The sequence below is a fragment of the uncultured Fibrobacter sp. genome (assembly GCF_900316465.1).
In the GTDB taxonomy this organism is placed as follows: domain Bacteria; phylum Fibrobacterota; class Fibrobacteria; order Fibrobacterales; family Fibrobacteraceae; genus Fibrobacter.
The window spans coordinates 83,149-106,829 of sequence record NZ_ONDD01000003.1 but is presented as its reverse complement, the minus strand read 5'-3'; the positions used below and the strand labels follow the sequence as shown (position 1 = coordinate 106,829).

General features: G+C 51.4%; 16 protein-coding genes. All 16 read right to left on the bottom strand.

Going from position 1 to position 23,681, the window contains the following annotated elements; translation table 11 throughout:
- Positions 1-55: 55 nt before the first annotated feature.
- The 16 genes from QZN53_RS01955 to nuoB all read right to left on the bottom strand — a co-directional run bounded on the left by QZN53_RS01955 (position 56) and on the right by nuoB (position 23,558).
- Positions 56-4,408 carry a fibro-slime domain-containing protein gene (locus QZN53_RS01955; protein WP_163437085.1) on the bottom strand — a complete coding sequence of 1,451 codons (4,353 nt, stop codon included), beginning with the start codon at positions 4,406-4,408 and terminating at the stop codon, positions 56-58.
- Between the two features lie 15 nt (positions 4,409-4,423).
- The gene (locus QZN53_RS01950) at positions 4,424-6,310 is read right to left on the bottom strand and encodes a PEGA domain-containing protein (protein WP_163437084.1); all 1,887 of its coding nucleotides are present in this window, start codon (positions 6,308-6,310) and stop codon (positions 4,424-4,426) included.
- A gap of 135 nt (positions 6,311-6,445) precedes the next feature.
- The gene (locus QZN53_RS01945) at positions 6,446-9,040 is read right to left on the bottom strand and encodes a fibro-slime domain-containing protein (protein ID WP_163437083.1); all 2,595 of its coding nucleotides are present in this window, start codon (positions 9,038-9,040) and stop codon (positions 6,446-6,448) included.
- A gap of 155 nt (positions 9,041-9,195) precedes the next feature.
- Positions 9,196-10,668, bottom strand: a complete 1,473-nt coding sequence (locus tag QZN53_RS01940) for an NADH-quinone oxidoreductase subunit N (protein ID WP_163437082.1) — start codon at positions 10,666-10,668, stop codon at positions 9,196-9,198.
- Positions 10,661-12,394: a NuoM family protein gene (locus QZN53_RS01935; protein ID WP_163437080.1), complete on the bottom strand. Its 1,734-nt coding sequence runs from the start codon at positions 12,392-12,394 to the stop codon at positions 10,661-10,663. The genes QZN53_RS01940 and QZN53_RS01935 overlap by 8 nt, the downstream gene beginning before the upstream one ends.
- On the bottom strand, positions 12,394-14,349 hold the full coding sequence (nuoL, locus tag QZN53_RS01930) for an NADH-quinone oxidoreductase subunit L (RefSeq protein ID WP_163437079.1): 1,956 nt from the start codon (positions 14,347-14,349) through the stop codon (positions 12,394-12,396). The genes QZN53_RS01935 and nuoL overlap by 1 nt, the downstream gene beginning before the upstream one ends.
- Positions 14,350-14,352: 3 nt before the next feature.
- Positions 14,353-14,667: an NADH-quinone oxidoreductase subunit NuoK gene (nuoK, locus tag QZN53_RS01925; protein WP_073055866.1), complete on the bottom strand. Its 315-nt coding sequence runs from the start codon at positions 14,665-14,667 to the stop codon at positions 14,353-14,355.
- Entirely contained in the window at positions 14,667-15,212 is a 546-nt protein-coding gene (locus QZN53_RS01920; protein WP_163437078.1) for an NADH-quinone oxidoreductase subunit J, read from the bottom strand. Before QZN53_RS01920 ends, nuoK begins: the two co-directional genes overlap by 1 nt.
- On the bottom strand, positions 15,212-15,784 hold the full coding sequence (locus QZN53_RS01915; RefSeq protein WP_233144223.1) for an NADH-quinone oxidoreductase subunit I: 573 nt from the start codon (positions 15,782-15,784) through the stop codon (positions 15,212-15,214). The genes QZN53_RS01920 and QZN53_RS01915 overlap by 1 nt, the downstream gene beginning before the upstream one ends.
- Positions 15,784-17,139, bottom strand: coding sequence for a complex I subunit 1 family protein (locus QZN53_RS01910; protein ID WP_163437077.1), 1,356 nt, complete (start codon positions 17,137-17,139; stop codon positions 15,784-15,786). The genes QZN53_RS01915 and QZN53_RS01910 overlap by 1 nt, the downstream gene beginning before the upstream one ends.
- The gene (locus tag QZN53_RS01905; protein WP_163437076.1) at positions 17,139-18,758 is read right to left on the bottom strand and encodes a 2Fe-2S iron-sulfur cluster-binding protein; all 1,620 of its coding nucleotides are present in this window, start codon (positions 18,756-18,758) and stop codon (positions 17,139-17,141) included. The genes QZN53_RS01910 and QZN53_RS01905 overlap by 1 nt, the downstream gene beginning before the upstream one ends.
- A 4-nt stretch (positions 18,759-18,762) precedes the next feature.
- A complete protein-coding gene (gene nuoF / locus QZN53_RS01900) occupies positions 18,763-20,070 on the bottom strand; it encodes an NADH-quinone oxidoreductase subunit NuoF (protein WP_163437075.1) in 1,308 nt (435 codons plus the stop codon).
- Positions 20,071-20,072: 2 nt separating this feature from the next.
- Complete coding sequence (locus QZN53_RS01895) at positions 20,073-21,137, bottom strand: NAD(P)H-dependent oxidoreductase subunit E (protein ID WP_163437074.1); 1,065 nt, start codon at positions 21,135-21,137, stop codon at positions 20,073-20,075.
- Positions 21,134-22,327 (bottom strand): NADH-quinone oxidoreductase subunit D, encoded by a 1,194-nt coding sequence (locus tag QZN53_RS01890; protein ID WP_163437073.1) that lies wholly within the window; start codon positions 22,325-22,327, stop codon positions 21,134-21,136. The genes QZN53_RS01895 and QZN53_RS01890 overlap by 4 nt, the downstream gene beginning before the upstream one ends.
- A complete protein-coding gene (locus QZN53_RS01885) occupies positions 22,324-22,923 on the bottom strand; it encodes an NADH-quinone oxidoreductase subunit C (protein WP_163437072.1) in 600 nt (199 codons plus the stop codon). The genes QZN53_RS01890 and QZN53_RS01885 overlap by 4 nt, the downstream gene beginning before the upstream one ends.
- Positions 22,923-23,558 carry an NADH-quinone oxidoreductase subunit B gene (nuoB, locus tag QZN53_RS01880; protein ID WP_163437070.1) on the bottom strand — a complete coding sequence of 212 codons (636 nt, stop codon included), beginning with the start codon at positions 23,556-23,558 and terminating at the stop codon, positions 22,923-22,925. Before nuoB ends, QZN53_RS01885 begins: the two co-directional genes overlap by 1 nt.
- Positions 23,559-23,681 lie beyond the last annotated feature (123 nt).

The following is a 23,681-nucleotide window of genomic DNA, read 5'->3' as shown; positions in this document are numbered from 1 at the left end:
TTGTATAAATTTAACAAAAAAGGATTCTTCTTCTAGTTAAACAGATTCGTTTTCGCTAACGAACGTTGATTCGGCGCATTCCCAAGCCAACTTTTACCACATAGGTGCCGGACGACAACACCGGTACAGTGGTCTCCGTAGAATTGATTACACCTTGTTGCACAATTCGGCCCTGCAGATCCATCACGGCAAAGTTTCTCTGGATCGACGTAACCGATTCATCCATCACAATGGTAAACTGGAACGGACCAGTCATTCTCACGCGGAAGGAAGGCTTTGCGTATTCATAATCAGGATCATTTTCAAATGCTTCAGGATTACCGCCAACAATAGACACCCACATAGACGGGAGACGTTTTGTTTCGTTATAACCTGTAGGAGAATTCCAGTTGTAGACCTCGTCAATTGCGGTACGCAGAGATTCCTTAGACGACTGCGAATAATGCGCCGTATCGGCATCAGTCCAGAATACGTTTGCAAGGTCTCCGGCAAGGCGGACATAGTCGCCAATATGCGGAGAAGAACTGCTACGCAAGTAAATATACTTGATACGGCCTTCACCTGTTGCCGGGATCACACTAAGTACCGGTTCAGTTGCAGCCTTTACCACCACAGCGGTTTTCTCCAAAACAGAGGCGAATCGTTTTGTTTCGGACTGGTCAGTTGCAGAGTTCAAATAATAATCCAAAGCGCTCTTCTTATCGGAGGTAGCCACAAGCTTGACAGGTTCAGACATAACCACAACAAGGCTATCATAATCCGCCTGGTTTCCATCCTTCAAAGAATGCAATTCTGCACGTAGCGGCACAGGAGCAATGCGGTCTGTAAGTGCAGCCACAAATCCCTGCTTCACGTTCTTACCCTTATCTTCAAATACAGAATATGCACGCACAATGCCAACACCAGATGTTTTCACTTTTTCAGACAGCTTGAGACCACCTATGGTGATAACATTGGAGCAGTAGCCATTTGCTTCTTTTGAAGAACAGTCCACACTATTAGCATCCACATTCAACAAAGCGTTACAATCTATCGCCGTATCCTTCGGAATATTCGAGAATCCTTCCGTATACGGATTATGGTGTTCTGCCGTAGTCGAATCCCACATCACGCAAACCTTTGTCGGCAAGGAATCCCTATGAATCGGACGATCATAGTAAATCGCAACCGAATCACCGATACCATCCAAGTATTCCTGAGACATGCTGAAGTACGGTTCAGGAATCATCAGCTCTTGTGCGGGCGTTGCACCCTTCACGTCAAACACATCTGCCAAAACCGGGAATGGTACCGGCGGATCGCGGAAATACATCGGGCTATAAACGGCCTGCACATAATCATTGTATTCCGCAACAATCGTTGCAGGATTGTGAATAGCAGGATCCATATCCCAGCGGTACTTGGTCAGCGAGCGCACAGAAATCGTCGCGTAACCGTTGTTAAATTCTGTTTCTTCAGGGATAAAGTCAATCTTCGGAGAAGTCATCGATCCCTTATGAATCTTGAGGCCGTTACATTCCGTCAAGCAGAGGCTGTAAGAACCGTCATCATTGGGTTTCAACACGGCAAGGTGTAAATCATACACAGAACCGGCCCAGAGTTCTTCGTAAGAGCCATCAGCATTCGGAGTCTGGCCCCTAACAACCATGGCGCTGGCACCTTCTTCCGGGATAGATTCAATAAAGGCAATCTGCGGCAGATAGAAGCTAATCGACACGGCATTTTCACGGCCAGCCACCCCCACCTTGAATGTCTGGATAGGAGCAGTCATGTCGTCCATGTTGACAGTCGCATAGAGCGTATCAATACCAGCGGGTCCAATAACACGTTTTTCACCTGAGGCAAGCTTTGTACGAATCGTACCATCGGGCGTCACGGACTCATACCAAAGACTCAGTGCCTTGTCGTATGTAAGCGTGTATTCCACACCGATAGCATCCTGCGGGAAGATTTCAACGCCATTCGTATTGCCTTCGGCTGGAGTGATAGAAGATACATAGATAGGAACAAATTGGCCAGCTATAGCGGAAGTCTGCAAATTGTACTTACCTCCCGGAATGTCAACACCATTCGTATCCTTAGCCACACCATCTGCATAAACAACATCTACATCGCCACTCACACGGAAGGTTGCCATTTTCTGGGACTTGCCATCGATATTCATGAACAGTGTATAGCGGCCACCAGCCAAGCACACCTTTTCTTTATCCACCTTCGGAGCAGTCAAAGAAGTCAAATCAATACCGCACTTGTACACGCCCGGAGTAGAGACATTTTCAAAACCAGGCACCGGTTCAGAAGTAAGCTTGTTTCCATAGACAAGAGTATAAGAAATATTCATAGCGGCATTCGTAATTTGGTCACCGCAATAAGTTTCTCCCATCTGGTCTCCCGTCATAGCCGCAGCGCAAGAGCCATCGCCCGACTTGGTGTAGCAAACATCATAAGACACTTCAGCCGGATTCTGTTTATCCTTTGTCGTTTTCACCTGAATAGCGGTCTTCTGCTGGATGTACATGTTCGTCTTGATACGCACGTTACTCATTGTGGTGCGACGGTCACAGAAGAAAATATCGAGGTCATACTGGTTTCCAACCACAAGGGCTCCACTCTTTCCCTTGAAATTGTCAAGGTTCACATAACCCGGGGCGGCCAAATGAGTACCACCAAGGTCCACGGCAAGTTTGTTGTCAACATAGACCCAAATATCATCGTCACCACGGAAGCTAAATCTCAGCCCTGGCTTATGAGTAAACTTGGCATGAGATTCGAAGCAGAAATGCTGGTTACGACCACCGGTACCGGCAGCATTTTCCTTTGACGTCCAGCGAGGATACCCCATTTCACTAGTAGTCCTTGTTTCAGTTCCATCAACAAAGAATGCCCAACCCTTCGGAGCATCATAAGAACAACTCCAGCCAAGTACACATGCACTTACACCAAGATTAAGATGAGATATGATTGCAGAAGATGTGGATTCACCATCGGCAAAGAGACCTTCGCAATTCATGCCCCTGTCCCAACCGGGACCGTTGCACAAAACATCAATTACAGGAACACCTTCAATAGGATCTTCAGCACGGAGAGCCGGACCATAGAACACCGGGCCTTCTGCCGCACGCCTGGTACGGGCAGCAGGAACGGGAGTCTGATTCGGATCAGCAGAAAGAATAGACAAATCGGTGGAAGTTTCTACCGGGTAGAAACCACCCTGTACGGTAAGTCCCGGGCTGGTATAATAGTCGGAATCGAATTCCCACTTGCCATCCTTGGCGCGCTTGAACGGCATATCGAAGCAGCTCTTTTCATTCACGCCCTTGGTATAGTTGAACAACTGGTTAAAATACTTTTCATCAATAAAGCATTTCTTACCGTTCCTGCCCATCTTCGGCTTTCTTTGGGACTGTGGAACAGTTTCATCAAGTTCATCAGCCACAATACCCGAAATCACACCAATACAGTCGTTAATAGCGTTAACAGCAATTTTCTTATCAACACCCTGAGCAGCCGTACCAGAAATGCCCTGACAGCCTTCACCCCCCATAGACCAGCAAGAAAATGCCGGATGCAGACTGGCATCTGTGTCATAAATAATGGCCGCCAAGGAATAAGAGCAACTACCTTCGATACCATCAACTTCGGCCCTGCTATAATAGAGGCCATCGTTATTGGTTTTCTGTTCTTGATCAGGAACAAAGAAGACCGAATCTGACCCTAAAGAAAAAAGCATGTTCAAAGCGATCGGCTGTGCAGAGGCACTCATTTCCCAGTTACCATTCATGCCAATCATATCTTCACGTTCAAGATCGCTGTCACGGAAAAGTACCACATTATCTGTGATTTCTTCATTAAAGAATACATAAGAATACCAACCGCACATGTCATCTACAGCAGTCATGGGCTTACCCGTCTGACCACCATCTATACTAATCATCGGCACAGCAGACATCCATTCTTCATAATCCGGCGGAATCATCACAAAGAAATGCTTTGCATTAGGCGGATTTTCGCTATACACGGTCTTTCCCGGATTCGTCGGATTTTCAAAAACATAAAGGTCACCCGTCTTGCTACAAGGAATCGTAGCCTGATAGGAACATTGCCCCTGGTCCCATTCCAAGCTTGTGATGCCTGGCTTCTGACAGAAGTCATTTTTTGCCGAGGTAATTATGAACGAGTCATCCGGTCCCATACCAACTTGGGAAGAAGAAACGGTCCACCAGCCATCAGCTTGTTTTTCAAAAGGAACAAATGTGCCGCCAGCAAAAGCATAAGCTTCCGTCCAAGATGCCGGGGCATTCAGGTAAATGGTTCCTTCGGCGCAAACCCGACCATCCAAAGCAAATGCGCTCTGCCCAGCAAGCGCCAGGAGCATAGTTGAAAGAATCGTCTTAAACATTGACTTCATATTCATACCCCTCCACTAAATAAACCAATATGCTACGTTCAACTGCCACTGCCAAGTTCTCGGCGAATCATCCCCATCGCTAAGAGGAGTCACACCAACAACAAAGCGCAAACCAACATCAAGCATTGTTTTGCCAAAGGGACGCGTTACGCCTACCCCGCTCACAATTGCTAGTTCAAAGGCGTTAAAGCAGTCATGTTCCCTGAAATCTTCTGTACCATAAACATCCGTTACAGAGAACTTAGTCTTGGAATACAGATTGAACGACATCATCGGTCCCAGTTCTGCATAGGTCGACTTCGGCAACATCACACGCAATGCCAACGGAACATCAATATTGATTTGTCGAACATAGTATTCCAGTTCCAAGTCAGACTTTTCAGGCTGGCGAGTAACATCATCCCAGAACACTTTTACAGAGACATCCGATTTTCCAGAACCGCGCCTAGACGCAACACCTAAATCAGCGTGAAGCGCAAGCATCGGGTTGAACAAATAAAGTCCACTGATACCGACATTTAAGCCGACTCCCCAATAATTGCCCAGAAGATCATCAGCACCATCCACCTTCAGCGTATAATCATCACCGGATTTCAAATTTCCAAAACCGAATTCTGTTCCGTAGAAATCATTATAGGTTGCTGCAATATAAGAGCCCGCCCAGAACCTTTTCTTTAGAGGCTTTTTCTGGTCTTTAGGTTTAGCCGTTTCTTTCTGCGGTGCAACAGGATTCTCCTTGGACGATTTCATTTCATGAACAACCTTAACGACTTCACGCCATTTCAAATCAGCAAGAACCGATTCTCGATTAGACGAATCACCAACCTCTATTTTCGCACACAACGGGACTTCTCCCGAGAACGGGGTTACGCCCACCTTGACTCCATCAAAATAAACCGGCACCGATTGCGGTTTACCACCCTGATGGGCCTCCAATTCCAAGCCACCGACACCGCGTTTCAATGTATCACTGAATATCGAGACTTTACCTTTTTCAACCGTTGCTTCTAACTTTATCGGATCATAGCAAGGATGTTTGATAACAACCTTATGAGCACCGGGTGCAAGTTCATTGATTCCGAGTTGTCCTTTTTCTCCATCGATCTTAACTTTCGCCTGATTCTGATCAAACTTTCCCGGCATAACAGGTTTTAAAGCCAGCGAACCCGCATTTGATTCCAATTTCAACGAAAGTTTCTGATTATTTTCAACGATATTTACAAGCGAATCTTTATCCTCAAAAAGTTTTTTTGATAGAGTCAAACGATGTTCACCCACTTCTAACAGGGCCTTACAAGGCGTGCTAGTACATTTAATAGCTTTGCCATCTACCATAGGAACTGCCCCAGAAGGGTCCGTTTCTATTTCTACAATAACGCGCTGATGCCCTATAGGAGCTTCTTCAACGGCGCTCTGGTTGTCACAAGCCGAACCACAAGCTTTCTTGAAAAAATCCGGAGATTGTTCCTTAATGATTTTTTCAATATCTTCAACATTCGCGCCTCGGCCATTAAAGCTCGACACCAACTTATTCTCGGTCATTTCATAAAGTTCTACACTAATGGCCAGCGAAGAACCAAATTTTATCACACGAGCCTGGGCAACAAAATCTGCAGAAACAGCCTTGCCCGTTTCAACAATACAGGCGCCCTCACATTCTTCAGCCACTTTCTCAGGAGGCAACAAGGCGTTAATGCTTTCACGCGTCATAACCGTCCAATCCTGTTCGGCGGGCAATACATTAACCGCCTCCCCTCGCAGAACATCGGTCAGGTACTGTTTTTCTTGAAGTGTCAGCAAATCACTTTGCGCGACAGTTTCTAGAACGGCAATCTGCTTAGCAACCGTAAATACCGGCAGCAGAAGGAAACTTAAAACGAATAAAGATATTTTTGAGTGCATGTATCAAATATATAAGAAAAGCACATCTTTCGCAAGTATTTTTTTACAAAGTGCAGAGAAAGCCCCCGACCTTTGCCCTATACGACAAAATCGGCCCGAATTCGGACCGATTTTTGATTTAGCCTGTTTTAGAAACTACCGAACGTTGATTCGCTGCAATTCCTGGCCAACTTTGACCACATAGGTGCCGGACGACAACACCGGTACAGTGGTCTCCGTAGAATTGATTACACCCTGTTGTACAATTCGGCCCTGCAGATCCATCACCGCAAAATTTTTCTTGATCGATGCGACAGACTCATTCATCACAATGGTAAACTGGAGCGGACCAGTCATGCTCACGCGGAAAGAATGCGCAGCGAAATCAATATTCCGCTTAACAGGAATTTTATCTTCAATAAGTTCCTCTGACAGGGCGAAGATCAGCTTCAAGCTGTTGGGTCTACCCATTACGCTCACTTCGAAGGACTGGACAGAATCGGACATATCTTCCTTATCGACTGTGGCATAGAGGGTATCAATACCGGACTCTCCGATCGTCAGCATTTCACCAGAACTAATCTTCTGGAACGTTTCCTTCCCCTTTGAGTCAACACTCTTTCTATACACTTTCATCAACTTATCAAAAGAAAGCGTGTATTCAGCACCGATGGCCTCCTGCGGGAGGATTTCAACGTCTTTGGAATCGGCGTCAGAAGCAACATTGGAGATATAGATCGGAATCATTTCACCAGCCACGGCGGAGATTTCCACGATGTACTTACCATCCTTAAGGGCAACACCGTTCGTATCCTTGGCGACACCGTTTGCAAAGACCACGTCTACATCGCTACTCATACGGAAGGCAGCCACCTTCTTGGACTTGCCACCAATAGTCACGAACAAGGTATAACGGCCACCACCCAAGCACAACTTATCCATGTCCACTTTCGGAGTGGCAGGATTCGTCAAATTGATACCGCATTTGTACACACCCGAAGTAGAAACATCTTCAAAATCAGGAACGACGTTTTCGGTAATATTGTTACCGTTCACGAGCGTGTAAGAGGGAATTACGCCCGCCTCCAGAAGCTCGGAGCCGCAATAGGTTTTTCCTTCGTCAGAACCCGTCAGAGCAGAAGCGCAAGAACCATCGCCTGTCGCCGTGTAGCAGATTTCGTAAGACGTTTCAGCGGGATTTGTCGGATTCTTTTTACCCTTCACGCTAATAGCAGTCTTCCGCGAAATGTATGCATTTGTCTTGATACGCAGGCCTGCCATAGTAGTACGGCGATCGCAGTAGAAGATGTCTAGGTCATACTGGTTTCCTGCAACAAATGAACCACTTAATCCTTTAAAATTATCTAGGTCCACATAACCCGGCGCCGATAAATGAACGCCTCCAAGATCCACAGCAAGTTTGTTATCAACAAAGACCCAAGCATCACCCCCCTCACTACGGAAGCTAAATTTCAGACCGGGCTTATAAACAAATTTAGCATGAGATTCTAAACAGTAATGCTGATTACGGCCACCAGTGCCATCATCATTTACCTTAGATGTCCAGCGCGGTTCTCCATTATAGAAAGCCCAACCTTCAGGGGGATCTTGGGGGCAGCTCCAACCAAAAATACAGGCATATGCGCTTAATCCGAGGAAGCTGGAAATTGGCTCAGTTGTGCTTTCACCATCGGCAAAGAGACCTTCGCAATCCATGCCGCCATTCCAACCCGGACCATTACAAAGAATATCAATTACAGGAACTCCTTCAATAGGATCTTCGGCACGGAGAGCCGAACTATAAAACACCGGACCATCAGCAGTACGCTTAGTACGAGCAGCCTTGAGCGGGGTCTGAGTCGGGTCAGCAGCAAGGATTGTTGCATCGGTAGTCGTTTCTACCGGATAAAAACCACCCTGTGCAGAAGTTCCCGGGCTTGTATAGTAATCGGAGTCGAATTCCCACTTGCCATCCTTGGCGCGCTTGAACGGCATGTCAAAGCAGCTCTTTTCGTTCACGCCCGGAGTATAATTAAACAACATATTAAAGTATTTTTCATCAATAAAGCACTTCTTGCCGCTAGCACTCAATTTCGGCTTTCTCTGGGACTGAGGAACAGTCGCATCAAGAGTTGAATACACAAGGCCCTGAGTCACACCAAAGCAAGCATATGCGGCTTCCTGTGCGGCCACAGCTTTTACATCCAAGGCTCCTTGCTGGCAATCTTTGCCACTAGCGGAATAGCAAGAGAATGCCGGATGCAGACTAGCATCAGTATCGTAAATAATGGAGGCCAAAACATAAGAGCAGGTACCTTCTATACCGTCTACTTCCGCCTTGCTGTAGTAGTAACCATCGCCATTGGTTTTCTGATCTTCGTCTGGTACAAAGAACAGGGAATCAACTCCCATATTAAAGAGCATTTTCAACGCTATCGGTTGAGCCGTGGCAGCGGTTTCCCAGTTACCATTCACACCTATTACGTCTTCTCGTTCAGTGTCGTCATCACGGTAAAGCACCACGTTGTCCGTAAGTTCTTCACCGGTAAATGCATAAGAAAACCAACCGCACATATCATCTACAGCGGTCATGGCTTTACCCGTCATTCCACCATCCATACTGATCATCGGTACGGCAGACATCCATTCTTCAAAGTCAGGCGAAATCATCACAAAGAAATGTTTCGTGGCCTGAGCACACACCATTTGAGCAAAAGCAAGGCTCACAGCCATTAATAGTCTTTTGTTCATTATGAGTCTCCTAGATTAAATATTTTCTGAGTGCATGTAACAAATATATAAGAAAAGTACTGCTTTCTCAAGCATTATTTTTACAAAGCACAGAAAAAGCCCGCTCGAAAGCGGGCTTAATCAATTCTTTAAGGATTGCTAAAGCTATTCGCGAATTACACAATCAGCGCATACTTCGGGAAAATTCCGATGAAGATGAGCGCGATTGCAGCAAGGGTCACCGCAAAGCGAAGCAAGTAGGCAAAAGCCGTATTCTTGCCGCAGCAGCACTTACATGCGCATTCAGCCTGGATCGGCATGAACAGCACAAAGGCGATGCGCAGGTAGAACACTGCGGCCACGAGCGAAAGGCCAAAGGCAATCGCTGCGATTACACCGAGTCCACCCGAAAGGGCATCGGTAAAGAGCGTGAACTTGGCGAGGAAACCAGCAACAGGCGGCATACCTGCAAGGCTTGCCAAGCAAACCGTCGTAGCGACAGCCACGTAGGGGCGCTTGCGGCCACGGCCCTGGATATCTTCCAGAGATTCGTTCTTGTCGTCCTTGCCAGCAAGGTAAGCAATACCGGCCAAAGCACCGGCACTACCGATGGCGTAGGTAATCAAGAAGTAGAACATGGCACCCATCTGCACCGTACCTTCGGTTGCATAATCCGGAAGCAAGAGGCCGATTACGATAAAGCCTGCGTTCATCACGGCGGAGTATGCCATAATGCGGCGGATAGACTTCTGGGCGAGACCGCCAAAAGCACCGATGGCCATAGAAAGCAACGACACCACTACGATCACATAGAACAAGCTCTTGTTTTCGCTGTGGATGGTCACCTGCTCGGCGAGGTTCCAAGCCGGAGCAGAACCGATGCGGGTCACCAGCGAGCCCAGCCAAAGCGTACCGAGAGCGGCAAGCGCACCGACCTTGACGACGGCGGCCATAAAGCCGGTCACAGCCACAGAGGCTCCCGTATAGACGTCAGCCACCCAGAAGTGCACCGGAGCGGCACCCGCCTTGAACAGGAGGACAAACAAAGCCAGGAGAACGCCCAAGCCGTAAAGCAGGCCGCGGCCAGCGATAACAGAGGCAAAGATATGCGTAGAACCGGTAGCACCATAAATGAGAGCGACACCGTAAAGGAAGATGACGCTGAAAATGGCACCGGAAACAAAGTACTTGAAGGCACCTTCGTTTGCGTTCACGTCTTTGCGGCGCAGACCCACCAAGGCATAAATCGGGAAGCTGGAAAGTTCCATGCCCAGGTAGAGAGCCAAGAAGTCGATGGACTGGGTCATTAGAAGCGCACCGGCAGTGGCAAGCATCAACAGACCGTAAGCTTCACCACCCTTGAACTTTTCATGACCGAGAGTCCACTGGAGGCTCGAAATGCCAAGGAAAGCGCACAGGAGAACAGATGCACCGAGCACGCGGCGAATCGGGTCCATGGCATACAAGTCCATGAACGTGTCGTTCGTCGTCAGGTAGTAAGCACCGACAGCAAGCGCGATAAAGAAGCTTGCCACCCAAGGAAGCACCTTGTGTTTGTTTTCGTCTTTGATGAACGGTTCAGCAGCAAGCGACACCAGGGCGCCTGCGGCAACCAAAATCACGGGCAAAAGATTAACGATATTACTCATGTTTAGAAGCCTCCTCGTTTGCTGTGGCCTCGTTAGATTCAGAAGCGTTTTCCGCATCGGCAACTTCGGATTCGCTCATGTTCTTGAGCTGAGCAATCAGCGAAGCGCGTTCTTCGTCGGTAAAGCCGTTTGCCTTCAAGTTGGAATCCAGCTGACGCAAATCATCTTCGGTCATGGGCTGTGCCACGGCAGCAATATTTTCGTCAACCACGGCGTCGCCAAGAGAATCGGCAGAAGCTTCGACGGTTGCATCGGTGGCAACATCGGACTGGTGCGTCACCTTGTTCATTTCTTGCACGGCAGTTTCATCGAAGAGCTGCAGAGCGTTGGTGATGAATGCCGGATGCATACCGAACACCAACAGGAGAACACCCATGACGCCGACCGAAGAGCCTTCGAGAGCGGTCATGCGTTTGCCATCTTCGTAGTCGCGGGCCGGCTTACCGAAGATAACCTTCTGCACAAAGCGGAGCACGTAGGCGGCCGAGAGAATCAGGCAAAGACCTGCGGCAAGGGCCGGAAGCGGACCCATATCCCACAGGGACATGAGCACCGTGAATTCACCCACGAATCCGGCAGTACCAGGCACCGCAAGCGAAAGCACAGCCACAAAACCGAACAGGGAACTGAACACCGGATTGCGGGCAGAAAGACCGCCGAGCTGTTCAATATTGCGGGTACCGGCAAAGCGTTCTGCAATACCCATCAGGTAGAACTGGGCGCCAGCGCTAAGACCGTGAGCGACCAAAAGCACGAGCACAGCCGGAAGCATCGATTCAGACAAGCTGAACACGCCTGCCACAGCAAGGCCCAAGTGACCCATAGAGCTGTAAGCCAAAAGTTTCTTGCCGTCGGTAGCGCGGAGAGCCATGAGCGATCCGTAAATCGCCGTGAACAAGCCGAGCCACAACATGCTATCGACAACTTCCATCGAAAGCGGGAAAATCGGAAGAATCCAGGCGATGAATCCGAACACGCCAGCCTTACTCATGGCACCCGTAAGGATTGCCGAAAGCGGAGCCGGAGCTTCGGCGTAAGTAATCGCCTGCCAGCCGTGGAACGGGAACAACGGAGTCTTCACGAGGAAGGCAAGCAAGAAGCAAACCAGGAGTGTCACCTGCATCGACGGGTCCAGATTCTGGATTGCCACCGCCAAAGAAAGCACCAGAGAATTGTCTGCAACCGTAAGCAGATACCAAAGGGCAACCATCATCGGGGCAGAACCCACCAGGGTGTAAATCGCAAACGTCATGGCAGCCTTCTTGCGGTCAGCACCACCAAAGCCAGCGATCAACACTGCTGCGGGGAACACCATTGCTTCGAAGAAGAAGAAGAACAGCACCGCATCGGCAGCGAGGAAGGTACCATTCATGGCACCCATCAACGCAAAGATGGCGATTGCAAAGTTGCGGTAGTTGTTTTCGAAGGTGTTGCGGCCCGTAATCAAGGCGACCAGGGAAAGTCCCGTAGAAAGGAACACCATCCAGGCGCCAAGACCATGGCTATACAGGTAGTAGTAAACGGGGCCCTTCGCACCCGGAATACGGAACCATTCGACGGCTTCGGTCGCCTGGTTGCCCGCGGCAATCAGGGAAATCGACAAAGCGACGAAGGTAAAGCCGAACAAGAAGGCCAGTCTAGAAGAAGACTTGGGATCTTCCTTGGATGTTGCCATCATCAAAATGGCAGCAGCAAAAGGAGCTAAGACGAGGAGATGTAAAAGCATTAGAACAAACCTCCGGTCAAAAGAACAACAGCGACCAAAGCAACGACACCTACCAAGCTAAGCGTAAGCTGCACACGCACCTTGCGCACCTGGAAGGAGCTCACTCCATCGCCCACGATTTCGACAATGGAACCGATAGTCCACTGAATACCTTGCAGAATCTTATCGACAATCATGTCGACAACAAAAGCGGCAACCTTCGTTATGACAATGAAAATTTCGTGGATGTAGTCAAAGAAGAACGTCCAATCGGCCTTGAAACCAACAGGAGCGCTGCTTTCCTTGGTAGAGATACGCGGAACGCGCGCACGTCCGTAGACCGCGAAAGCGATAATCATACCGAGCACTGCTGCGGCCGTACCGAAGCAGGCAAAGGTCATCGGGTTCACATGGGCAATATCAAGCTTGCTCGTCAAGTAATTCTGGGCATCGCCCACCACCGGCGCAAGCGTATGTTCGAAGAACTTGATTCCCATGGAATCGGCCCACAGGTAACCGGCAAACACAGCACCGAAAGCAAGCACCACCATCGGGATAAGCATGCTGGCCGGAGCTTCGTGAATGTGTTCTTCGCTTTCCTTGGAGCCGCGGTATTCACCAAAGAACGTCATGATAATCAAGCGACCCATGTAGACCGCCGTAATCACAGCCGTGAGGAGACCTGCACCATAGAAGAAATCGCCATACGGAGCATTCGTGTAAATGCGTTCCAGAATCAAGTCCTTAGACCAGAAACCTGCAAAGCCCGGGAAACCGATAATGGCGAGGAACGAGAAGATCATCACGCAAGCGGTAATCGGGGTCTTCTTGATAAGGCCACCCATGCGACGCATATCCTGTTCACCCGCAAGGGAGTGAATCACGGCACCGGCACCCAAGAAGAGGGCGGCCTTGAAGAAGGCGTGGGTGAACACGTGGAAGATAGAAGCGTCGAAGGCGAAAGCGCCTGCGGCCATGAACATGTAACCGAGCTGAGAAATCGTCGAGTAAGCAAGCACCTTCTTGATGTCGTTCTGGAAAAGGCCAGCGACAGCAGCCCAGAAGGCGGTCAGCATACCCACAATCAAGATAATCACGAGAGCTTCAGGAATCACCGAGAACATGCGGCTAAGACGAGCAAGCAGGTAAACGCCCGAAGTCACCATGGTAGCAGCATGGATAAGTGCAGACACAGGTGTCGGACCGGCCATAGCGTCCGGGAGCCAGGTGAGAAGCGGAATCTGAGCAGACTTACCCGTGCAACCCACGAAGAACAAGAGGCCCGCAATCATCAAGATCGGAGCGGCGAGATCCACGTGGCCACCGGCAATGAGCATTTCAATGAACTTATTCAAGGCATCGTAATTCAGAATAGCGGAGCCGCCCAAGGTTGCCAAGCAAAGCATACCGAGCAGGAATCCGATATCACCCACGCGGTTCACAATGAAGGCCTTGTTTGCAGCCTTGCAGTTGTTCAGGTCGTGGTTCCAGAAACCGATGAGCAAGTAAGAGCAGAGACCCACGCCTTCCCAACCGAGGAAGGTCAGGAGCAAGCTGTCGGAAAGCACGAGCACGATCATGCTGAACAGGAACAGGTTAATGTAGGCAAAGAAGCGGGTAAAGCCGCGGTCGCCGTGCATGTAACCGATCGAGTAGAGAGCGATGAGCGAACCAATGCCAGTGACAAACAGGAGCATCACGCGGGAAAGGCCGTCGAACAGGAATCCGATATCGACCTTGAGCAGCGGGATATCAATCCAGTTGCAAAGCGTCTGACGGACACCTTCTTCAGGCATACCGAAAGCGAGCAAGACAACGCTCAAGAACGAAAGCACCGGGAACAACACCGAGAGGGCGCCCACGAAGCCTTCGGAAGGGCCCTTCTTGCTACCCGAAGAAACAAGGGCAATCGTTGCAAGTAGGATCGTTCCCAAGAGCGGGAAAAGAGGTACAAACCAAAGCGGTAAATTTGTCATTGCTTACCCCTTCATGTTAGAATAGTTATCGGAATCAACACTTTCGCGGTTGCGGAAAATGAGGATCACGAGTGCAAGGCCCACGCAAGCTTCGGCAGCGGCAACCGCAATCGAGAACAGCGGCACAATCTGGCCGGCCACGCTCAATTCGGCAGGAAGCGTCTTTGCAAAGCCCACGAAAGAAAGGTTCACCGCATTCAGGGCAAGTTCGACACCCATGAGCACGAAGAACACGTTACGGCGAGCAAGAGCCGTAATGAGGCCAATGGTAAAGAGCACCAAGGCAAGAATCTGAATATAAATCGGTTGGAGTTCCATTACTTTTCCTCCTTTTCTTCGGCGACAGCTTCGTCAGTACCCAGGCGCTTCTTAGCCATAAGCACGGCAGCGCCCATCGAAGAAAGCAGCAACAGGCCGAGCACTTCGAAAAGCACGAAGTAACCGGGACCATCCTGGGCCGTATTGAACAGGTTCGAAGAAGTCATTTCGACAGAGCCGCGAAGCGTCGTGACGTCGAAACCCATGGGCGAAAGCACCAGGGCAAAACCGACGAGACCGGCAAGCGCGAGTACGCCGATAATCACAAAGATCGAGACGCCGTCAAACATGGGAGTCTTGTTGTCCTTCGCCGCGTTCAAGACCGAAATCACGAACACGAGGAGCATCATAATAGCACCCGCATAGACCATGATCTGTACCACACCGATGAAGGGGCTACCCAGAAGGCCGTAAATGCCAGCGAGCGAGAGCATGGTCAAAACGAGAGAAAGACCACCGTAAAGCGGATGCTTCGAAAGGAACACGCAGAGGGCGGCTCCCACGGCAACCACGGCAAGAATGATAAAGTAAATCAAGGCTAGCATTAGTTTTTAACCTCCATTCCCCAGACCTTGCGGGCCTCGGCATTCTTGGTACCACCCGGAGCCACTTGGCTCTGAGCGTCATCGGGGTAATCCTTCGGATTCCAACTCGTGAGAGTTTCGAGGGTTGCCACGAATTCGTCGCGGGTACGGTGTTCAAAGATGATTTCCTTGGTATCCATACGGAGCGCATCGACCGGACAGGCTTCAACGCAAAGGCCGCAGAACACGCAAGTCAAATGGTCGATATCGAAGCGCTTGACCTTCTTTTCGATGCGCGGATCGTCACTGGCGGTCGCTTCGATATAAATACAATGGGCAGGGCAGGCCGCAGCGCACATGCCACAGGCTACGCAACGGGGCGTGCCGTCGGCACGGAGCATCAGACGATGCTTGGCGCGGTAGCTTCTGCGAACTTCGGGCTGGCCTTCCGGATAGGAAATCGTCGGAAGTTCTTCGTAGCGGAACAGGCCGCGGGCCGCATGCTTGAGCGTTGTCCACAAGCCGCGAATGGCCTCGAAAATGTAGAGGCGTTCTACCCAGTTCATGGGTCTTTGCTTAATAACGCGGGCCATTAGTTACCTCCCATCAGCTTCGCGACCACGGCGGTCACGACGAGGTTCAAAATAGCGATGTTCAAAATGATCTTCCAGCCGAGATGCATCACGTGGTCATAGCGGAAGCGCGGCAGCGTCCAGCGGACCCAAATCCACACCCAGCAGAAGAACACGCTCTTGGCGAGGAGCACCAGCAGGTGAATGGCGGCAGTACCGAGAGCGGCACCCAGGCTATTCACGACAACGCCGTTAACCATGGAGTATTCCGGGTTGTAGTAGAGCCAGGAGCAAACGCCGGCGGCAATGAAGGCTGCGGTAACAACCCATGCAATCGCCTTGTAGAGCTTGTATTCCTGCAGGATTTCCATCTTGTTGCTCTGCTTGGAAGCGGCTAGCTTACGAGAGTAACGGTAAATCATGTGGAGGAATGCAAGACCGAGGAATGCAAGCACCCAGCAAAGAATGGCCAAGGAGCCACCCATGTGGGTTTGAATAGTTGCAGTCGATACAAACGGAACCGAGTAGCCACCCAAGAAGAGGGTTGCCACCAAAAGGCTGCTAATGCAGATGTGGGAGTATTCGCCCATGTAGAACAGGCCGAACTGCATGGCGCCATATTCGGTGTGGTAACCGGCAACGAGTTCCGGTTCACCTTCAGCAACGTCGAACGGAGCGCGGCCCGTTTCGGCAATCGTCGCAATCAAGAAGCAGAAGAAAGCCACCGGCTGAGCGACAATGCCCCACACATGGTTTTCTTGCCAAGTCACGATATCGGTAAGGCTGAAGGAACCTGCGAGCACTAGGAGACCCATCATGGAAAGGCCCTGGCAGACTTCGTAGCTGATCGTCATTGCAGTCGTACGCAGAGAGCCGAGGTAGCTGTACTTGGAACGGGAGCTAAGGCCTGCGAGAACGGCACCGTAGGCAGAAAGCGAACTGAAACCGAAAAGCAACAGGATGCCCACTTCGGTATCGAGAATCGGACCTGCAATGCGGACCACCTTGCCACCCCATTCAAAGACCATCGGGCCAAACCACGGAATCACACACGGGCTTAAGAACACGATGGCAAACGGAATAGCCGGAGCCACGTAGTAGAGGAACTTCTTGGAACCGGTCGGAGCAAACATTTCCTTGAAGAAAAGCTTGGTACCGTCGCACATGTTCTGCACATAGCCGAACGCGCGGATTTTACCGAAGAAGGGGATCTTGATATAGGAACGGTTCGGTCCCTGACGATCCTGCATAAAGCCGGCGCCACGGCGTTCCATAGGAATCAACAACAGGATGTAAAGGACAGGAACAAAGCAGAAGGCGAACTTCGCAATGGTAATGACCCATTCCACCCAGGTTTTGGATTCGATGATATCCATTAGGCGTTACCTCCTTCGAGCAACTTACCTGTATTCTTGATGGTATCGTAAGAAAGTCCTGCAAGCACGCTTGCGTATTCACCAGCCTTCTTGAAGGCGTCGAATGCGCTTTCGAACTTGTTGCCGGCGAGTTCGGAGAGAACGTCGTAAGCCGGGCGAAGTTTTTCATCGGGGCAAACCGGGCAGGCAGAAAGCTTCTGAAGAATATTCAGGCTGTTCACCATAGTGCCCTGAACTTCGCTCCAGTGACGAATACCGAAAGCAAGCGTCGCCTTGTTGGCGGTAGCGTCGTTGAAAGCAGACAAGACGATACGGGTCGCAATCTTTTCGAGAGAAGAAACGGCAGAGCCACCTTCGCCAAAGAGATCTGCATTCACCGTCAAGAGCACCTTGAATTCAGAAGCGCGCTTCACGAGATCGTCGAGGTTGCTGTCAGGAATGCCGAGCAGCTTGAAGCCAGCGCGGTTAGCGAGCGGATCGCCACTCATGGCAATTCCGTCGGGGGCACCCACCTTCTTGAAGGTGCCGCCGAAAAGTTCGGCGGAGTCGCCCAGGCTATCCTTGAGCATGCGGAGTGCGGCGAGATCTTCGATGGTGCAAGAGCCACCGGCAACGAGGGCGACCTTGCCCCCAACCTTCTTGACTTCGGCGAGAGCTTCCTGAATCACATGGAAGCCCATAGCCGGCAAGCGGTTCTTGTCGAAGTTCTGGAAAGCGAGACGGCTGGTGTTCGAAAGCCAGCTGCGGTTCACTTCGGGGTTGCAACGCGGCATCACGCGGTAAATGTGACCGTCGGCGTGATCCAGCCAAATGTTTGCACCGAGAGAGTCATCCATCGAAACCGTCGGCGTGTGGCTCAAGAGCCAAACGCGCTTCTGGAAACGGAAGTACTTCGCGGTCATGGCGCCCACCGGGCAAACGTCGGTCACGCACAAGTCGTATTCGTGATCCAGCTTTTCGCCCGGGAAGGTCGTAATGTAAGTATGGTCAGCACGGCCAGCAAGCTGCAGCTGTTCGGAACCGGCGATGCTACGCATAAAGCGCACGCAACGGTCGCACTGCACGCAACGTTCTTCGTCAAGCAAAACACGGGGACCAAGGTCCACATGCTTACCGCCACGCACCTGACCCTTGGCATCAATAAACTGATGTTCCGGATTGCCGTGGTAGTTCTTGCCATATTCAGGACGCATACGAGATTCGTTCTGGCCTGCTTCCATGTAGTTTTCTTGCAGGGTGCATTCACCGGCCTTGTCACAAATCGGGCAATCAAGCGGGTGGTTCACCAGCATAAATTCCTGGGTTGCCTTGCGGGCGTTCTTCACGCGGGCGCTGGATGCCGGCGTGTAGATTTTCATACCCGGAGCGACCGGCGTGTAGCATGCAATCACCAGCATGCGACCGCGAGGGCCTTCTTGTTCCACCAGGCACTGGCGGCAGTTACCGGACACCGGCAAATACGGGTGGTAACATACGTGAGGAGTTTCAATCCCGACAGCCTTCAGGGCTTCGAGGAGGTTCGTGTCGCCCGGAACCATCACCGGCTTGTCGTCCACGAAGATTTCCACCTTCGGGCTGTTCTCAGTCGGGAGTTTCGGCATGTTATAGTAGTTACTCATATTATTACCAGAAAATTCCAGGACGATAGTTTTCCTGAACACGCGGCTTGGCATGTTCGGGGTTCTTTGCAATCAATTCATCAAAGTCAGCTCTGAACTTTGCCGTGTAGCTGTTCACCGGGCCACCGAGAGAAATGGAAAGCGGACAAATCGTCACGCCGCCAAATCCGCCAGAGAGGCTCTGCATCAGTTCCACGTCGCCATCGTGGCCCTTGCCGTCCACAATCTGGTTCAGAATGCGGTGCAGCAGGCCCGTACCTTCGCGGCACGGAGTGCACTGGCCGCAAGATTCGTGGCTGTAGAAATTGCCGAGCACGTTCAGGAGTTCAGCCATATTGTGAGTATCGTTAATCACGATCATGGCGCCCGAACCGAACATCGTCTTCATGGAAGCGAGGCATTCGTAGTCCATGGTAGCAACGGCGCATTCGCCAGCGTTCAGCGGAGCGCAAGAAGAACCACCCGGCAAGACAGCCTTCAGGTTTCCGCCTACGACGCCACCGGCGTATTCGTTAATCATCGTCATCATCGGAGTGCCGAGCGGAGCTTCGTACACACCCGGATTCTTCACGTCGCCCGAGATGCAGAACACCTTGGTACCGCCGGCACGGGGAGTACCCATCTTGGCGTATTCTTCGGGTTCATGCTGGAAAATCCAGGGGAGAGCCATGATGGTCTCGACGTTGTTCACGCAAGTCGGAGACTTCCATGCACCGCTCACTGCCGGGAAAGGCGGCTTCAGGCGGGGCTGACCCTTCTGGCCTTCGAGGGAGTTAATCAAAGCAGTTTCTTCACCGCAAATGTAGGCGCCAGCGCCACGGTGAACAAAGATATCGAAACTGAACTTGGTTCCGCAAATGTTTTCGCCGAGGTAACCGGCGGCGTATGCCTGGTTCAAAGCCTTGTTCAAGCTTTCGATGCAGGGCAGGAATTCGCCACGGCAGTAGATATATGCGGCGCGGCTACCGAGAGCCCAAGCTGCAATAATCAAGCCTTCGATCAAACGGTGCGGATCTTCCATCATCAGGAAGTGATCCTTAAACGTACCGCCTTCGCCTTCGTCAGCGTTCACTACGATATACACGGGCTTGCCGGAATTGCGCGGAACAAAGCTCCACTTCATACCGGTCGGGAAGCCTGCACCGCCACGGCCGCGAAGACCGGAACGCTGCACGTAGTCAATCACTTCGAACTGGCTCATGTTGAACAAGCGTTCAGAAATGTTGGCATAGCCACCCAGTTTCTTGTAGACTTCAATGTCCTGGGCACCCTTGCCAAAGTTTTGCGTACAAACTTTAATTGCTTCTGCCATAATTAAGCCTTAGCCTCCTCAACCGGAGCCGGTTTCTGGGTGGTGACGGCTTCCTTGGAAGGCTTAGCCGTACGTTCACCGGAAGTTGCAATCATGCGATAGACATCACCCGCCTTGCCGCTTGCATCGACAAAAGCCTTGTCCTTCACGCCGGGCTCGCCCACAGCGACCCAGTTGCTGCCATCCTTCTTTTCGACGACAAGCTTCGTGAATTCAGGAGCGCCCTTCCAAGTGAGGGTGGCACCGTTTTCGTCGGCTTCTGCCTTCACGTTCAAGACCGGAGAAGGAGGAGCGTAGTCAGCAACCTGCGGCTTAGCCGTAGCGCCCGGAGCACCGGGGTGGCCGCCGTGGCCCTTCACCACACCACCGAGCACGTCGTGCTTCGGCATGTTGTTGGCGTGAGCCTTGCACCAATCGATAATGCGATCGATGCTTGCTTCGGTAAGAGTCGTACCGCGCTTCATCTTGAGCTGACCGTCGACCACGTCGGTGGCGAAGTCATCGTTCACCAGCATCATGGGGCCGTTGCCGCAGCTACCCAAGCATTCCACCTGAAGAATCGTGAACATGCCGTCGGGAGTGGTTTCGCCGCTCTTGATGCCGAGCTTGTTTTCGACATACTTGATCAGCGGCTGGGCACCCTTGATAGCGCAGCTGATGTTGCGGCAGAACTGCAACAGGAACTTGCCCTTGGGAGCGTGGTTATACATGGTATAGAAAGTAGCGACGCCGAGAGCGTGAGCCGGAGCGCAACCGCAAACATTTGCAGCCCAGCGGATACCTTCAGTCGGAACCCAGCCGAACACGCCCTGCACCAGCCAAAGGACTTCAAGGAGGGCACCCTGGCCCACCGGGTAGCGGCTGAGCAAGTCGGCGCAACGTTCCTTGATTTCGGGAGTGTCGAGCTTGGCGAGCACTTCCTTGGTCGGCGGCTGCGGAACAGCCTTGTGCACGTGGCCAAAGGTCTGCGCCGGATCCGGAAGGGCCGGAATGGCTTCGCTCGGACCGTCGAACTTCAAATGGTTATTCGATACAAACTGAACTGCACCTTGAATATGTTGTGTCATCGGTCAAGTTCTCCAGCAATCATGTTGAGGCCAGGCAGTGTTGCCATAGAATCGGCAAGGGTAAGGCCTTCGACCAGTTCGTTAAATGCAGACACATGGGCAAACGACGGGGAACGCACCTTGATACGGTACGGGTGGCCGCTACCGTCAGAGACGATGGTGAAGCCGAGTTCGCCGTTAGCGCATTCGCTTGCGCAGTAGTATTCGCCTTCGGGCACGCGGATGCCTTCGTACACGCTCTTGAAGCGGCCGATAAGGGCTTCCATGTCCTGGTAGGCAAGCTTGTGCGCGGGCACGCGGATGCGTGGGTCGACAATGTCGACCGGGCCCGGAGCGAGGCGCTTCAGGGCCTGGCGCACAATCTTCACAGATTCTTCAATTTCAGCGAGACGCACCTGCAGACGGTCGTTGGCGTCGCCCTGCGTGCCGACCACGACTTCCCAGTCGTAGGTTTCGTAGTCGTAGTAGGGTTCGTCCTTGCGGAGGTCGCTTTCGACACCTGTAGCACGGAGACACGGACCGGTCCAGCCGTAGCTGATAGCGCGTTCGGCAGAAATCTTGCCAACGCCCACGGTACGGTCAAGGAAGATACGGTTTCGGTCCAAGCAGGCATGCAGGTCCTTGAGGGCCTTTTCCACCGACTTGCAAGCGGCGAGCACGTCTTCTTCGAAGCCGTCGTAGCTGTCGCGGTAGAGGCCGCCGATGCGGGCAAAGCTGTTGGTGAGGCGTGCGCCCGTGAGCTTTTCCCAAATCAGCATGATTTCTTCACGCGGGTTAAAGGCGTACATGAACGGAGTCGTACCGCCCAAGTCCTGGAATGCGGCAGCCACGCAAATAAAGTGGTCGTTAATACGGGAGAGTTCGTTCACAATCACGCGGAGCACCTTGGTGCGTTCCGGGATTTCGATACCGTACATGTTTTCGACAGCGCGGCAGAAAGCAATGTTGTTCATCATTGCAGAGCAGTAGTTCAAGCGGTCGGTGTAAGGGATCACCTGCTGCCAGGTGCCGCGTTCGACCATCTTTTCAAAGCCGCGGTGCATAAAGCCGATTTCATGGACACCGGCCACGATGGTTTCGCCATCGAGGGCAGCCAGCAAGCGCACGCAGTGGTGAGTCGCCGGATGCGTCGGGCCCACGTTCAGGGCCATCAGGTTTACTTTTTCGCCATTCGGGTCAAGTACGATCATTCTCTGATACTCCCTTCAAGGTATTCTTCTTCGACAGGCATGATTTCCTTAGAACGCTGGACAATCCTGTAGCCCTTGGATTCCAGGCGCTTTTCCAGTTCCGGAATCAAGAAATCGGTCGTCGACAGCCACTGACGCTTCTGGGCAGGGTAATCCTTGCGGAGCGGGTGGCCCACAAATTCAACATGGTTCAAAATGCGGCGCAGGTCGGGGTGGCCTTCAAACTTGACACCGTATTGGTCATAAACTTCGCGTTCGAGCCAGTTGGCGCTTGCATAGAGGTCGGTAATAGTCGGAACCTTCAGGTCGGCTTCGCTGACCAGCACCTTAAGACGGACGCGAGAGCCCGGCTTCTTTGTGCACTTGAAGGCGTAGCTTATTGCAAAGCGAGGACCTTCATGGTTCGGGTAAGTCAGATAGTCGATACCAGCCAGGTCAAGGAGCATATCGAACTGCATCGAAGGATCATTCTTCAAGAATTCGACCGCATTGTGCAGGTATTCCTTGGGAACCACCACGCAGGTATCCCACTTGGCCTTTTCATCACGCTTGGCGCCAAACTTGGATTCTAGAATGTCAATCACGGATTCCATCATTACTCCTTCCAGAACTGGGCTTTCTTAACAAGTTCCTGCTCTTTTTCAGCCACGAATTCCTTGAGTTCGGCAGTCTTTTCGCGAGCGAACTCGCGGGCTTCCGCCTTCGCCTGTTCAGTCTTCGCCTTGATCATTTCGAGCTGGTCTTTCACGCGTTCAGCGCGCTGCTTCATATAAGATTCGTCCTTGATCTTCTTCTGAAGGTCAAACATGGCTTCGAAGAAAGCTTCCGGGCGGGAGGGGCAGCCACCGATATACACGTCTACCGGAATAATGTGGTCAATGCCCGGCACCGTGCAATAGCAGTCATAGAAACCGCCAGAGCTGGCGCAAGCACCCATGGCGATCACCCAGCGGGGTTCTGCCATCTGTTCGTACATGCGCTTGAGAATCGGAGCCTGCTTATAAGAAATCGTTCCTGCCACAAGCAGCACGTCGGACTGACGCGGCGTAAAGCGAACGTATTCTGAACCGATACGAGACAAGTCGTAGCGGCCCACTTCGGTACTCATGAATTCGATTGCACAGCATGCCGTACCATACGGAAACGGCCATAGGGAGTTCGTACGGCCCCAATTGACGAGAAAGTCAAGAGAAGTCGTAATGAAATTCGGCTTTTCTGCCTCATTACTCATAGGAGGTTACCTCTTTAAATGCGAGCGTAAAGATAGAAAAGTGAGAGGGATGAATATCCAAAAGGGCCATTTTGAAATGTTTTTTATTCATTACTGCCCCTGCCGGCCCCTAGTTAGATTAAG